Raw genomic sequence first — 12,533 nt, 5'->3', positions numbered from 1 at the left:
AGCTAAATCAAAAACATAACCTAATGCCAAAAAAATATATAATTACTTTATCGTTTTTAATTATTTCTACTTTTTCATTTGGTCAATTACCAGATAGTAATTCTAAAAAAATAATTGGTTTTGTTTTTGAAAATTCGATTTATGTATATACGCTCATTCCGGTAGTTGAGGCTGATATTATAATAGAAGGAACGGAAAGAAAAACGAAAACGGATACAGACGGAAAATTTGAAATTGAAGCAAAAGAAGGTGAAAAATTGATCGTTACAGGATTGGGAATTAAAACTAAAGAACTTCTAATTGAAACTAAAAATTGTTATAAAATCACTTTAGATACAGACCTAGAAGATTATCCGATTAGTATTACCAGAAGGATCGCTAGAATAAATGCAAAGAAAGCACGCAAGATTGAACAAACTGTAAAACGAAAAACACAAGAGGGTTTTTATGATTGTTTAGATTAAAATACGACACACAACTAATAAGAAAGCTTAAATATGAATATCACTTCTAAATTTTTATGTTTATAATTATAGTTCTATTTGCTGGATGCTCATCCAATTCACAATCTATCAATAGCATTTCTTATAATTTTGCTGGTGGAGAAACAGGGCACTATATAAAAATAGAAATAACTAAGGATTCTATAAATGGAATGTTTGAAAGTCTGAACCAGAGAGTTATAATAAAAGAAAAAACACCAAAAAATACATGGGATTCTTTAACTCATTCAATCACATTAGAAAATTTCAAGGAAATAAAAAGCGGAAAAAGTCTTCTTGAAATAGACGGTACAAATGTTTCTATTAAAGTTGAAACAGATGGAGACAGTTATTCCTTTTTAAACGGAAATATAGACAAGGTTCAAAACAAAAAAGTTTTTCATTTCATGGAATTTTTAGAGAATGAATTGAGCAATATTTACCAAAGAGCAAATCATTAATTAAACATCCTGTAACCGCAATCGCAGAGTTTTCCGTAGGTTGACACTTCATTTTCACGAAGTAATTATACTATAGCTGAAAGAACTCAGTCCGCTTGGATCCGTAACTGATAGTTACGGCGAAACCTTACGAAAGACTTCCTTGCATATTTTCGAAAAACATCAAAACAGGTAGCAAGTGTTCGATTGTAAGCCCAGAAAATCCACAATCCTTAATTTCTTAGGGAGTATTTCTCTCTAAAAACCTTTTCCCGGGTATAGTTCTATATCAATAGAATTCACCGCATGACCCATATTTCAGGCATTGAGCTTGTTAGTAAAGCTAAATGAGCCTGTGAACAATATGAGTATGTGGCTTATCTTTTATATTTGTATAAATACTTTATAATTCACTTGAACAAGATACGGCTATGCAAAGAGATGATAAATTGAAGACGATCAGTTACTCGGGAATTTTCTTGTCCTGTTTTGCAGAGGAGAGTGAGAAATGCATCCACGCTACTCCTGAGCATGTATTAGTATACTTATATTCCGGAGAACAGCTTGTCGAAAATGGCAATAAGAAATACCGGATACAGGCAGGTGAGTGTGTCCTAATCCGTCGCGACCATCGTCTTGTAATGTATAAAAACAGCAGCGGTGATGAGTTGTATAAGGGTATATCCCTTACATTCAGTAGAAATGTCCTGCGGGAGTTTTACAGTAAAATGAATAAGTCCGAAATACCGGCCGGTGTAGCGGTAACGGATGAAGTTGTTTTTAATGTAAATCCGCGTCCGGATATAACAAGCCTGTTTCAGTCATTGACACCTTACTTCGATGAAGATGTAAAACCAACGGAAGGTGTGGTGCATTTGAAATTATTGGAAGGCATTTATGCCCTATTAAATAATAATGAAGTCTTTTATCCGATACTGTTTGACTTTACTGAACCGTGGAAAATTGATATTCTGGAATTTCTAAATGAAAACTTTACTGATGATCTCACTATGGAACAAATTGCAGCCTATACAGGACGCAGCTTAGCAACATTTAAAAGAGATTTTAAAAAAGTAAGTAACCTAAGCCCTCAAAAATGGCTTATAAAAAGGCGTTTGGAAGCTGCCTATGGCAAACTTAAAGAAGGCAAAAAGGTACAGGATGTGTATGTGGAAGTTGGTTTTAAAAATCCTTCTCATTTTTCAACAGCATTTAAAAAACAATATGGTTTTCCTCCAACAGAAGCCTGAAATGTAACAGGATTGAGCTTTTAAGAAAAGTTATTTGAGCCCCGCAGTAAAGCCACTGCGGGGCTCCTTTTTTAATTTTGCTGATATCAAAAAAGCAATAATGGAACAAACAGCAGGTACCGGTATCTTTGAAAGACTAAAAGCCGGGGAAACCATACCGTCAAACGATCCTCAGATACACAGCCTCCGTGAGGCTTCATTCGAAACGAAGAAAATACTCCTTCAGATGAATGCTTCGTCAGATCCGTCTGAGATAAGGAGCTTGTTAAGCCTTATCACCGCAAATGAAATTGATGTTACTTCCGATGTGTTTACCCCGCTATATATTAATTACGGCAAAAACACCAGAATAGGCAAAAATGTATTTATCAATTTTGATTGCGTCTTTTTGGATTTGGGAGGAATTACTATTGAAGACAATGTACAGATAGCCCCAAGGGTCAGCCTGCTTTCAGAAGGACATCCTTTATCGGCGCAAGACAGGCACTCCCTTGTGCCGGGACATATATTAATTAAGAAAAATGCCTGGATAGGCTCGGCAGCTACGATATTACCCGGGGTTACTATAGGCGAAAATTCCATTGTTGCAGCCGGTGCGGTTGTGACTAAAGATGTTCCGGATAATGTAATTGTGGGCGGAGTACCGGCAAAAATTATAAAGACAATTTAAACAATAGCAATAAAATGAAAAAAACAGTATTACTACTGGGAGCAGCCATGCTGATGTTGGGCTCTTGCCAGAAACCTAAACCAGATCAGCAGGAACAAACCGGTAACACAGCAGCAATGGATATAAATGAACACTATACGTTTAAATTGAGCGATAAGGTAACCCGTCAAAAAGTAACATTTAAAAACCGTTACGGGATTGAGCTTACAGGTGATTTATACCTTCCAAAAAACAATATAGAACCGTTAGCCGCACTTGCCATCAGCGGGCCTTTTGGTGCTGTAAAAGAGCAATCATCAGGACTGTATGCGAATCAAATGGCGGAACGAGGCTTCGCAGTACTGGCCTTTGATCCGTCCTATACAGGCGAGAGTGGAGGCGAGCCGCGTAATATTGCATCGTCCGATATTAATACGGAAGATTTTAGTGCCGCAGTAGATTTTCTGGGCATTCAAAAAAACATTGACCGCAACAAAATAGGGATCATTGGTATTTGCGGTTTTGGAGGATTTGCATTAAACGCTACCGCGGTTGACAAACGTGTGAAAGCTGTAGCCACAACAAGTATGTATGATATCCCGCGAGCAGCATCGAAAGGTTATTTCGACAAAGTAACTTTAGCAGAGCGTACAAAAACATTGGAGCAGATGAGCGCGCAACGCTGGAAAGACGCAGAGAAAGGAAAACCGGCCTATGGGCAGTGCCCAAATCCGGAGAAACTGAAAGGTGATGAACCCGAATTTGTAAAAAGTTATTTTGATTACTATAAAACCAAACGGGGCTTTCACCCGCGTTCAATCAATTCAAACGGTGCCTGGACAATCACCAGTCCGTTTTCTTTAATGAATTTGCCAATACTGACATACATTACAGAAATTTCCCCGCGGCCAGTATTAATCATAGCAGGTGAAAATGCACACTCCCGTTATTTTAGTGAGGACATCTTTAAATCCGCTTCCGAACCCAAAGAATTAATGATTATTCCTAATGCTGTACACGTGGATTTGTATGATAAAATTGATGTAATTCCTTTTGAGAAACTGGAATTATTCTTCAAAAATAATTTGAAATAACAGCACTTCAAATAAAATCAGATACTGTATTTATCTTAAAGAATGTCCATAAAGGTTAAAACATTAATCAGGTGTTCGGCTGTAATTCCCGACACGAACAAAAAAACTCCTTAAGTACTGAAGGAGTTTTTTGTTTGGGGATATTTTTACCGGCTTATAAATCCATATTGCCGGATTTTGTATGTTTCAGAACGTTGTCATAAATTTTATTCAGCAGGTTTTGTCTCATTTTTGAATTTCTTTGGTTCAGCAGTATTATGATCCCCCAGTTTTTAGCCCTGTTGTAGCAGATAATGGAAGACTGCCCCATAGAATCACCCGATTTTAAATAAATGGTGTTTGCATCATCTGTTAGAATGTTGGTGCCCAATCCCATTTCCCGGTTTTCATCTTTATAGAAGATCTTTTCGGTAATCAGAGCCGCTTTACCGATTGTATTTTCGGTATTTAAAGCCGCTTTTAAAAACGTAACCATATCTGAAGCACTGGACTTTATTAATCCGGCTGCTGCTGTAATATTCCATTTCATGAATTCCTGAGTTCCGCCATTCGGATTATGGCCAACTGTGCGGTTTTTGACATTAAAATCTTTAGTAAAGGTATTGGTCATTTGTAGCGGCTCGATTATTCGGGCTCTGATAATTTCATCATAACTTTTGCCATACACTTTTTCTACGATTTGCCCGAGTAATGTATATCCAATTGTAGAATAACGGTAAAGGCCATAATCTTTAAGTTCGCTGCAATTATTGATTATAGTAGCCAGTGTTTTTTGGGTTACGCTATTTACGGGCTGTTGCGGATCTAATTCAATTAACTTTCCAAAGTCGATATCGGGTAAACCTGATTGATGAGACGCCAAGTCTGAAATCTTTATCCTGTTTTTAAGATTTTTATGCAATACATATTCTTTTGGAAGGTAGCTGTCGATATAATCATCTGTTTTTATTTTATGATCAATAACCGCCTGTGCGATTAAATTTGAGGTTAAAATTTTAGTAATCGAGGCAATTTCAAATATAGAATTCTTATTAATTTCAATCGGGCTTTCGGCATTCAGATTGCCATAGGTAGTATAGTATTCCGTATTGTTCTTGATAAAACCAACACTGATACCTACGTCAGGATTTTTTTGATAATTATCCTTTATTATCGAATCAATTTTTTTGGAGATGTCCTGTCCGAAAGAAAAAGTGCCTGTTAATAATAGCACTGCTAAAAAGTGTAATGAAGTTTTCATGGTATCGTGTTTTTAGGTTAAAAAATATTTCGATACAAATGTGTGGAAGAAATCAGCGCTATGCGACCGAATAAAAGTAGTCGGACGCATTTGTTATAAAAAAGGAGTACGAATATTTTAAAAAACAAGTACGAGTAATTACAAAGTGTTGTATTGTAATGTTTTATGACGAGGTTTAGGCGTGTAACCGGTGTGCTTTTTAAAAGCTATATTAAAGGTAGATTTGGAATTAAACGCAAAACGGTATTGTATAATGAGCTATATTTTGTTGTTTTTACGGTATTATTTTTATGATTTCCGGAATCCGTCAGATATATGAATATACATATCTTTACTGAAAAAAAATTACAAGCGCTCATGTCAGGTCGAAAACTTCTCGGGATTGTTTTGATTACTCTTTTTGCTGTCAGTATGGTTGCACAACCTACTAAAAACGTTTTATTACAAAAAGGCTGGGCGGCACTTGTTAAAGACAATGATGACGAAGCCTTCCGTTATTTTTTTCAGGCATACGAAAAAGCAAAAGATGATAAAAGTGATGAGGATAAAGCAGAATCCTTATTGTATTTAGGAATTTGTACGTATGGTTCCAACCTCGAAAAAGGCTTGCATTATGCGTTGCAGTCGTTAAATATTTATAGCCGTCTGGAAAAAAAACATCCCGTAAAATTTGAAATTGGCAGAAGCAAATGCCTGCAGCTGATCGGGACGATTTATACCCGCCAGGGAAAATTTAAGGAAGCCATTCCGCTTAGCCGGGAAGTGGTCAGTATATTGACCAATCATGACGATAAAAGCGGCACTTTAGGCCTGGCTTATACAACCCTTGGAAGTTTATACGATTCCGGGAAAATCTCCGATTCAGCAGCCTATTTTTACAAACTGGCCTTGGAGGATTTCGAAAAATCGGATAATGTAGCCTATCTGCCCACTACTTATATTCGCATGGGTGAACTGGAACTTAAAAAGCAAAACAGCAGCGCAGCATTGCAACATTTTAAAAAAGCGCTGGATGTTGCTGTCCGTTCCGAAAATGACCAGGCTCATGTATCGTCTTTAAATGCTTTGGGAAAATGGTACCGCAACGCAAATAATCTGAAAGAAGCACAGCATTATTTCCTGGAAGCCAATAAAATTGCGGTTACCCTTTCGGACAAGACGTTCGAAATGAAAACACTCGAACAGCTGATCGGCTTATACGAAAAACAGCAGCATTTTGCGGAAGTTTCGAAACTTCAAAAAAGGGTAATGGCCATCAAAGAAGAATCCTATTCTCTGGAAAAAGCCAAAATAGGGAAGAGCCTTGAAGTACAATTTGAAACAGCCGAAAAGAATAGGAAACTGGCTTTAATTTCCCAGGAAAAGGAAATCGCAAGACTGACCAATTATTTACTGGCGGTTTGCATCGTTGTCCTGCTGGTTGTTTTTATAACAGGATATTACTACCTGAAAAACAGAAACAAGCGCGATAAACAGCTGCTCAAAACAAAAGAAGCTTTAGTGGAAGCACTGGAACAGCAAAAAGAACTGAAAGAAATCCAGTTTAAGAATGATCTGGACCACAAGGAAAGCCAGCTGAGCGCAATTACGCTTCAGATGCTTCAGAAAAATGAATTGCTAAACGAGATTAAAACAACTATTGAGTTGCAGCAGCCCTTGTCGGAACAGCAGCTCGTAAAAATGGTAAACCGCCATTTTGAACAAAAAAATAACTGGGAGGATTTTAATCTTTATTTTGAAAGCATCAACAAAAATTTCTACACCCGCTTAAAGCAAATCTATCCGGAAATCAGTGCCAACGATTTAAAAATTTGTGCACTGATCAAACTAAACCTGTCGATAAAAGAGATGGCTTCCATCCTGAATATTTCTCCCGACAGTGTCAAAACTGCCCGTTACCGCCTGCGCAAAAAACTCCAGATGAATGCAGACGATAACCTGACCAATTTTATTCTTTCGGTATAAAATTCGGAATTGTCTACCTGATTTCTACAGGTATTTCCGGGTTTGTCTACCTTTTGTCTACCTTGATTTTAGTGGCTTTACAGCTGTTTCCTGATAATTTTGAAACGGTTCCTCCAATTGCGTCCATTGCATTGGAAGGAATAAGAACCCGTATTAAAATCAGGAATGTAATTACCGGGAATTGCTATTGGTAAGAAGCGCAGCATCTTTTTCAAAAGCAATTTTCAAAGCCCTTTAAAGATGAATAAAAAAAGACTTTCAATTTTCGGAATCATCCTTTTGTTCGGTTTCGGATCATTTTATATCTACAACAAGGTACTGTATAAAGAAGGCCGGAATGTTGGCCAGGAAACTTCCGCTTTTGTATTGCCCGCTTCCGGGCTGATCAGCCAATATAAATCGGATATAGCGGGATCGGATAAAAAATACCTGAACAAAACCATTGAAATAGAAGGGAAGATTACCGAAATCTCTGATTCAGCCATAACGCTGGACAGTACCGTTTTTTGTGGTTTTGATAAAAAAGTGACCCCAATAAATCAAAACGGCAAGGTGAGGATTAAAGGAAGATGCATTGGTTTTGATGAAATGTTTAACGAAGTAAAATTTGACCAATGCATAATTTTAGAATAACCATGAAACCTATTTATTTCCTTATGATGACCCTTTTTTCCGGGTTTGTCGCAAATGCCCAGGAAGACCTGCTTTCCGGTCTGGATGCCACTCAGGCAAAAAATACCAATGTTACGGCGGTCTTTAAAGGCTTGCAGATCATTACGCTCCAGTCTACAAAAATGGCCGCTAAGAAAGAATTTTATTTTGTGGTTTCCCATCGCTTCGGAACGGTAAAAGACGGGATTTCGGAGTTTTTCGGATTTGACCATGCAACTACAAAAATAGGCGGGATCTATGGAGTGACCGACTGGCTTTCTGTTAGCGGATCGCGCCACACGCTATCGAAAATGTATGAAGTGGGCGCAAAATACAGAGTGTTACGGCAAAATGACGCTTTCCCTTTTGAAGTGGTAGGCTATAGTACCATTGATATTAACAGCCTTCTGAAAAAAGAAGACTATCCCAAAATTGAATTTTCAGACCGACTGGCATTTATCCACCAGCTACTGGTTTCGAGAAAGATCTCCGAAAAACTGTCCGTTGAGCTGGCGCCGTCATTCATACACAGGAATTTATACAATCCGGAAATTGAGAACGACAACCAGTTTTCCATTGCGTCCGGAGGCAGAATGAAACTAACCAAAAGGCTTTCGCTTAATATGGAATATGCCTATAATTTCAACAAACCCGGTTTTTACAGCAATCCGTTGTCTGTAGGCCTTGATGTGGAGACCGGCGGTCATATTTTTCAACTATTGTTTACCAATTCGCAGTCCATGACCGAAAGCGGTTATCTGACCAATGCAGCCGGTAATTGGAGTAAGGGAGATTTCTTTTTTGGATTTAATTTATATAGAGTTTTTTAAGATGAAAAAAATAGCACTGTTCGTAACAATCATACTCTTTTCGCTGACCGGCTGTGATTCGGATACTTATGAAGATCTTCAGGAACATACGGTAATTGTTGGAAAAGTAACCTACACGGCACAGGTGAAAGCAATCATTGATGCCAATTGTATCAGCTGCCATTCCGCTGCCGGAAGCGCTTCTTTCCGCCCTATGACAACTTACCTGGAAGTAAAGGCAGCTTTTGAAACAACCAACCTGGTGAGCAGGATTCAAAGACAAAACGGGGAATCCGGACAAATGCCCCAGACCGGAAGAATGCCTCAGGATAAAATAAATACGATTATCCAGTGGGGAACAGATGGTTTATTAGAAAACTAAACACTTGTAACGATGAAAAAGAACTTTTTTTTAATGCTTTTGCTGCTGACTTCCATTTCGTTTTATGGACAAAAGTATATTACCAAAACAGGAAATTTAAAATTTGAAGCCTCTGTAGCTTCGTTTGAGGAAGTTGCGGCCGAAAATAAAAACACTTCTGCCGTTTTAGAAGCTTCCACCGGAGAGGTTGCCGTTTTGGCGCTGATGAAGGGTTTTCGCTTTAAAGTGGCGTTGATGGAAGAACATTTTAATGAAAACTATATGGAATCCGATAAATTTCCAAAAGCAACCTTTAAAGGAAAAATTGAGGATTTTGATCTTGAAAAAACGGTAAATGCAAAAAGCTGCCGGATTTCCGGTGATTTGACCCTTCACGGTAAAACCAGAAAAATTACGACCACGGCAAAAATAACCAGGTCCGGCAATACGATAACCCTGGCAGGGAATTTTGAAGTTACGCCGGCAGATTTTGCAATAGAAATTCCGGGTCTGGTACGTAAAAAAGTGGCCGATAAAATTCAGGTTGCCTATAATTTACCCATAACGAGCAAATAACCATGAAAAAAATACTCTTGTTTTTCCTGTTGGTTTCGGCATTATCTAATGCCCAGGACAAAGAAAATAAAGACGTTTTTAATGTCGCACGATTTGGTACTGTAGAAGAAATGAAACTGCTGGAAGCTAAAAAACAGGATACGATAAATGCCGTAAATCCGGGCGGATTTACCCCGCTGATCCTGGCCTGTTATAAAGGCAATAACGCCGTTGCAGCTTACCTGATCCCAAAAGTGAAAAACATAAATTTCAACACGGCAAACGGTTCGGCACTGGCGGCAACCTGTATGAAAGGGAATGTTGCGCTGACCAGATTGCTTTTGGAGAACAAAGCCAATCCGAATCTTGCCGATGTGTCCGGAATAACACCTTTGCTTTATGCGATTCAATTTAAGAATAAAGAACTGGTGGAACTGCTGCTAAAATTCAAAGCCGATAAAAAACAGGCCGATAACAGCGGTAAATCACCGTTTGAATACGCTGTTTTTACTAAAAACGAGGAAATCATTAACCTATTTAAAAACTAATATACAACAATGAAAAAAACACTACTATTGTTATTTTGGAGCATTTCCGCACTAAGTTCTTACGCACAGACAAAATCTACCGGTGTGGTCAATTTAATGGCTGGAATGACTGCTAAACTGGACTTGAACAATACCACTTCCACGGCGACATTAACGCTGACCGGGCCGTCTGACCGCTGGTTTGCCTTACAATTCGGGGCATTTAGCCAGGGACAGGGAATGGAAGCCGGCCAGGATGTTGTTTACTTTAACGGAACAACGCTGATTGATGCCGTTCACAATGGCATTGGTTCTGCGCCAACAGCCGATACCGATAACTGGAACGTTACTTCCAATACCGTAGCGTCCGGAACGCGTACCATCGTGGCTAACCGTGCATTCAATACCGGATCGTCCGGTGATTATACATTTGTCTATCAAAACGGAACGATTGATTTCGCGTTTGCCAAAATGAGTTCGGCAAGCTTTTCACTGGCTTACCATGGCGGTGGAAACAGAGGATATGTGATTGGAGTACCAGTTACAACCGCTTTGGCTGTAGGTGAATTTGAAAAGGCAAAAGTGGCGTTATTTCCAAATCCGGCAAACAATACTTTTTCGATCCAATCAAATGAGGCTGTTCAATCGGTAATTGTGTATGATGTAAACGGAAAACAATTGGCAAAATTCACCAATCAAAAAGAAGCCTTAAATATTGCTGCTTTACCGGCAGGTCTGTATTTTATAGAAATTCAGAATGCTGAAAATCAGACCTTTTTTGAAAAGCTGATCAAAAAATAAGCAACTTTTTGAGCGTATCAATCCATTTGGTACTGCGAAGGTTATCAATAACGGCACGCCTGTTTCCGGAATACTCAAAATTCCGGAAACAGGCGTTCCCGCTATACGGATTAGCTGCTATACAGAAGTTCTTTCTTAAAATAAAGCTGTTGGTGTTGACTGTCCTCATTCGCCTGTTCGTCAAAATGGAATTCCCGGTAGTCAAAAGACTGTAGTAGTTCCTTTAAAACCGTGTCTTTTTCAAAGACCTTTATCCAGATCAGATCATGCTTTCGCTGAACAGCAATCGCTTCGGCACGTTTAAGCAGCAGCGATAATTCTTCCGAATTGAAATAAACAACCTGTTCAATACCCATTGGTTTATTCGCTCCGGTATTTTGATTGTAAAGCCTTGAAGAATTAAGCTTCATAAACGATAGCGGTGTTTCCGCTTCATAAACCATCAGCATTTCAACCGAAAAATCATTCTGTATCCTGATGAGCTTTTGATGGGAAAGATTTTCGGTAACATATTTTTCACCGGATGCTTTGTCCCCTAATACAGCAGTATAGAAACCGATGGCTTTGTTTTCCATCCAGAGCGCATTTTCGATTAATAGCACGACAAATTTTACAACTTTAGACATATTTATTCTTATTGAGCTACGCTGCTAAACCGGCATTTATTGCGGCATTGCAGCATATATTATCAGGTAGCAAAACTGCATTTATCCGGCGTGTTTGTAAAGAGCCGGATTGCCTGTATGTTGGTCAAAAAGGCGGTAGTGTCAAGCGGTATTAGGATTCCGTGCGATAGGCTAAAGGAGAAAGACCGGTATGCTTCTTAAAAAATTTCCCGAAAACCGATTGATTGGAAAAATTCAGGATGTCACTAACCTGATTGATCGTTAAGGATTTGTTTTGTAACAATACTTTTGCTTCCAGAATAATAAGACCATCAATCCAGTCCTTTGCCGTTTTGCCGCTGTTCTTCTTAACGACTTCCGACAGGTATTTACGGGTTACATGCAGGCGGTTGGCATAATAACCGACAGCGCGTTGTTCCAGGAACTCCTTAACAAGAATTGCTTTGAATTTTTCGAATAACGGGTTCTGTGCCGTATGATGCGGAATGGTTTGTTTTAGCGTGTCAAGTTCGTATATCAGGATATACAGGTAGCTCCTTAAAATAGCCGGTTGATGGGGATATGTACCGTTAAGTGCGGCTTTGATCTGGTTAAAAATTGGTTCAAATTTGGCAACAGCCGTTTTGTCGAGCGCTGATACATGCATCGGGTCATTTTCAAAAAAATCAAATTGGGTCAGGAAAAAAACATTAACCTGACTTTCAAGAAAAAACTGCGGTTTAAAAAAGATAATATCAATCAGGATTTCCTCACTGTCTTTACTAAAGCTTCGGATAACGGACGGGCTTAACGTGATGATTGCCGGTGCATGGATGACCGTTTTTGAAAGCCTGGTCTGCATCACGATACTGCCTTTTCTCAGAAACTCCACCGCATAACTTTCCGCCCGGTACGGTTCGGTAATATAAGGATGATCCTGTGCCTGAATATAGAAATAGTCGTCTTTATTGCTGGCAGTAGTAAACAGACTCTTGTGATGTTCAAGGGAGTAGGTCGTAATTTTGTTCATCCGGGAGGCTTCTTTATTTGCATTATTGCTTCAATAGCTTTTTGAAACAGCTGTTTTCGGGGCGTTAATTGATA

The 12,533-nt window shown here is 38.7% G+C and carries 15 protein-coding genes; 12 read left to right on the top strand and 3 right to left on the bottom strand.

Annotation, left to right across the window (positions count from 1 at the left end):
• The first annotated feature begins 23 nt into the window (after positions 1 to 23).
• The 5 genes from HW120_RS13485 (at position 24) to HW120_RS13465 (ending at position 3,915) form a co-directional block, all read left to right on the top strand.
• Complete coding sequence (locus tag HW120_RS13485) at positions 24 to 464, top strand: carboxypeptidase-like regulatory domain-containing protein (protein ID WP_177734610.1); 441 nt, start codon at positions 24 to 26, stop codon at positions 462 to 464.
• A 56-nt stretch (positions 465 to 520) separates the two neighbouring features.
• Positions 521 to 943, top strand: coding sequence for a hypothetical protein (locus tag HW120_RS13480; RefSeq protein ID WP_177734609.1), 423 nt, complete (start codon positions 521 to 523; stop codon positions 941 to 943).
• A 410-nt stretch (positions 944 to 1,353) separates the two neighbouring features.
• On the top strand, positions 1,354 to 2,172 hold the full coding sequence (locus HW120_RS13475; RefSeq protein WP_177734608.1) for an AraC family transcriptional regulator: 819 nt from the start codon (positions 1,354 to 1,356) through the stop codon (positions 2,170 to 2,172).
• Positions 2,173 to 2,272: 100 nt separating this feature from the next.
• Positions 2,273 to 2,842 (top strand): sugar O-acetyltransferase, encoded by a 570-nt coding sequence (locus HW120_RS13470; protein ID WP_177734607.1) that lies wholly within the window; start codon positions 2,273 to 2,275, stop codon positions 2,840 to 2,842.
• Between the two features lie 14 nt (positions 2,843 to 2,856).
• On the top strand, positions 2,857 to 3,915 hold the full coding sequence (locus HW120_RS13465) for an alpha/beta hydrolase (RefSeq protein WP_177734606.1): 1,059 nt from the start codon (positions 2,857 to 2,859) through the stop codon (positions 3,913 to 3,915).
• Positions 3,916 to 4,069: 154 nt separating this feature from the next.
• Here the strand turns inward: HW120_RS13465 and HW120_RS13460 are convergent, their stop codons facing one another.
• Positions 4,070 to 5,155 carry a serine hydrolase domain-containing protein gene (locus HW120_RS13460; RefSeq protein WP_177734605.1) on the bottom strand — a complete coding sequence of 362 codons (1,086 nt, stop codon included), beginning with the start codon at positions 5,153 to 5,155 and terminating at the stop codon, positions 4,070 to 4,072.
• 357 nt (positions 5,156 to 5,512) lie between these two features.
• Here HW120_RS13460 and HW120_RS13455 point away from each other — a divergent pair, with 357 nt between their 5' ends.
• The 7 genes from HW120_RS13455 to HW120_RS13425 all read left to right on the top strand — a co-directional run bounded on the left by HW120_RS13455 (position 5,513) and on the right by HW120_RS13425 (position 10,824).
• Positions 5,513 to 7,120: a tetratricopeptide repeat protein gene (locus tag HW120_RS13455; protein WP_177734604.1), complete on the top strand. Its 1,608-nt coding sequence runs from the start codon at positions 5,513 to 5,515 to the stop codon at positions 7,118 to 7,120.
• A 240-nt stretch (positions 7,121 to 7,360) separates the two neighbouring features.
• Complete coding sequence (locus tag HW120_RS13450; protein ID WP_177734603.1) at positions 7,361 to 7,753, top strand: OB-fold protein; 393 nt, start codon at positions 7,361 to 7,363, stop codon at positions 7,751 to 7,753.
• Positions 7,735 to 8,601, top strand: coding sequence for a DUF5777 family beta-barrel protein (locus HW120_RS13445; RefSeq protein ID WP_394353025.1), 867 nt, complete (start codon positions 7,735 to 7,737; stop codon positions 8,599 to 8,601). The genes HW120_RS13450 and HW120_RS13445 overlap by 19 nt, the downstream gene beginning before the upstream one ends.
• 1 nt (position 8,602) lies before the next feature.
• Positions 8,603 to 8,962 carry a cytochrome c gene (locus HW120_RS13440; RefSeq protein WP_177734602.1) on the top strand — a complete coding sequence of 120 codons (360 nt, stop codon included), beginning with the start codon at positions 8,603 to 8,605 and terminating at the stop codon, positions 8,960 to 8,962.
• Between the two features lie 12 nt (positions 8,963 to 8,974).
• Positions 8,975 to 9,517: a YceI family protein gene (locus tag HW120_RS13435; RefSeq protein WP_177734601.1), complete on the top strand. Its 543-nt coding sequence runs from the start codon at positions 8,975 to 8,977 to the stop codon at positions 9,515 to 9,517.
• Between the two features lie 2 nt (positions 9,518 to 9,519).
• Positions 9,520 to 10,044, top strand: a complete 525-nt coding sequence (locus HW120_RS13430; protein WP_177734600.1) for an ankyrin repeat domain-containing protein — start codon at positions 9,520 to 9,522, stop codon at positions 10,042 to 10,044.
• A gap of 9 nt (positions 10,045 to 10,053) precedes the next feature.
• Positions 10,054 to 10,824 carry a T9SS type A sorting domain-containing protein gene (locus tag HW120_RS13425; RefSeq protein WP_177734599.1) on the top strand — a complete coding sequence of 257 codons (771 nt, stop codon included), beginning with the start codon at positions 10,054 to 10,056 and terminating at the stop codon, positions 10,822 to 10,824.
• A gap of 110 nt (positions 10,825 to 10,934) precedes the next feature.
• Here HW120_RS13425 and HW120_RS13420 read toward each other — a convergent pair whose 3' ends face one another.
• Positions 10,935 to 11,450, bottom strand: a complete 516-nt coding sequence (locus HW120_RS13420) for a hypothetical protein (RefSeq protein WP_177734598.1) — start codon at positions 11,448 to 11,450, stop codon at positions 10,935 to 10,937.
• 151 nt (positions 11,451 to 11,601) lie between these two features.
• Positions 11,602 to 12,459 carry a helix-turn-helix domain-containing protein gene (locus HW120_RS13415; protein ID WP_177734597.1) on the bottom strand — a complete coding sequence of 286 codons (858 nt, stop codon included), beginning with the start codon at positions 12,457 to 12,459 and terminating at the stop codon, positions 11,602 to 11,604.
• Positions 12,460 to 12,533: the final 74 nt, after the last annotated feature.

Origin of the sequence: Flavobacterium inviolabile, from assembly GCF_013389455.1 — a bacterium.
GTDB classification, from domain to species: Bacteria; Bacteroidota; Bacteroidia; order Flavobacteriales; family Flavobacteriaceae; genus Flavobacterium; species Flavobacterium inviolabile.
The sequence above is the reverse complement of the archived record's forward strand: the minus strand, read 5'-3'. Positions and strand labels throughout refer to the sequence as shown.

Bases quoted from the DNA above. Each gene is read 5' to 3' on its own strand.
- HW120_RS13450 (WP_177734603.1), top strand. From the start codon at position 7,361: ATGAATAAAAAAAGACTTTCAATTTTCGGAATCATCCTTTTGTTCGGT.
- HW120_RS13455 (WP_177734604.1), top strand. From the start codon at position 5,513: ATGTCAGGTCGAAAACTTCTCGGGATTGTTTTGATTACTCTTTTTGCT.
- HW120_RS13480 (WP_177734609.1), top strand. From the start codon at position 521: ATGTTTATAATTATAGTTCTATTTGCTGGATGCTCATCCAATTCACAA.
- HW120_RS13415 (WP_177734597.1), bottom strand. From the start codon at position 12,459: ATGAACAAAATTACGACCTACTCCCTTGAACATCACAAGAGTCTGTTT.
- HW120_RS13470 (WP_177734607.1), top strand. From the start codon at position 2,273: ATGGAACAAACAGCAGGTACCGGTATCTTTGAAAGACTAAAAGCCGGG.
- HW120_RS13485 (WP_177734610.1), top strand. From the start codon at position 24: ATGCCAAAAAAATATATAATTACTTTATCGTTTTTAATTATTTCTACT.
- HW120_RS13460 (WP_177734605.1), bottom strand. From the start codon at position 5,155: ATGAAAACTTCATTACACTTTTTAGCAGTGCTATTATTAACAGGCACT.
- HW120_RS13420 (WP_177734598.1), bottom strand. From the start codon at position 11,450: ATGTCTAAAGTTGTAAAATTTGTCGTGCTATTAATCGAAAATGCGCTC.
- HW120_RS13445 (WP_394353025.1), top strand. From the start codon at position 7,735: ATGCATAATTTTAGAATAACCATGAAACCTATTTATTTCCTTATGATG.
- HW120_RS13430 (WP_177734600.1), top strand. From the start codon at position 9,520: ATGAAAAAAATACTCTTGTTTTTCCTGTTGGTTTCGGCATTATCTAAT.
- HW120_RS13465 (WP_177734606.1), top strand. From the start codon at position 2,857: ATGAAAAAAACAGTATTACTACTGGGAGCAGCCATGCTGATGTTGGGC.
- HW120_RS13440 (WP_177734602.1), top strand. From the start codon at position 8,603: ATGAAAAAAATAGCACTGTTCGTAACAATCATACTCTTTTCGCTGACC.
- HW120_RS13435 (WP_177734601.1), top strand. From the start codon at position 8,975: ATGAAAAAGAACTTTTTTTTAATGCTTTTGCTGCTGACTTCCATTTCG.
- HW120_RS13425 (WP_177734599.1), top strand. From the start codon at position 10,054: ATGAAAAAAACACTACTATTGTTATTTTGGAGCATTTCCGCACTAAGT.
- HW120_RS13475 (WP_177734608.1), top strand. From the start codon at position 1,354: ATGCAAAGAGATGATAAATTGAAGACGATCAGTTACTCGGGAATTTTC.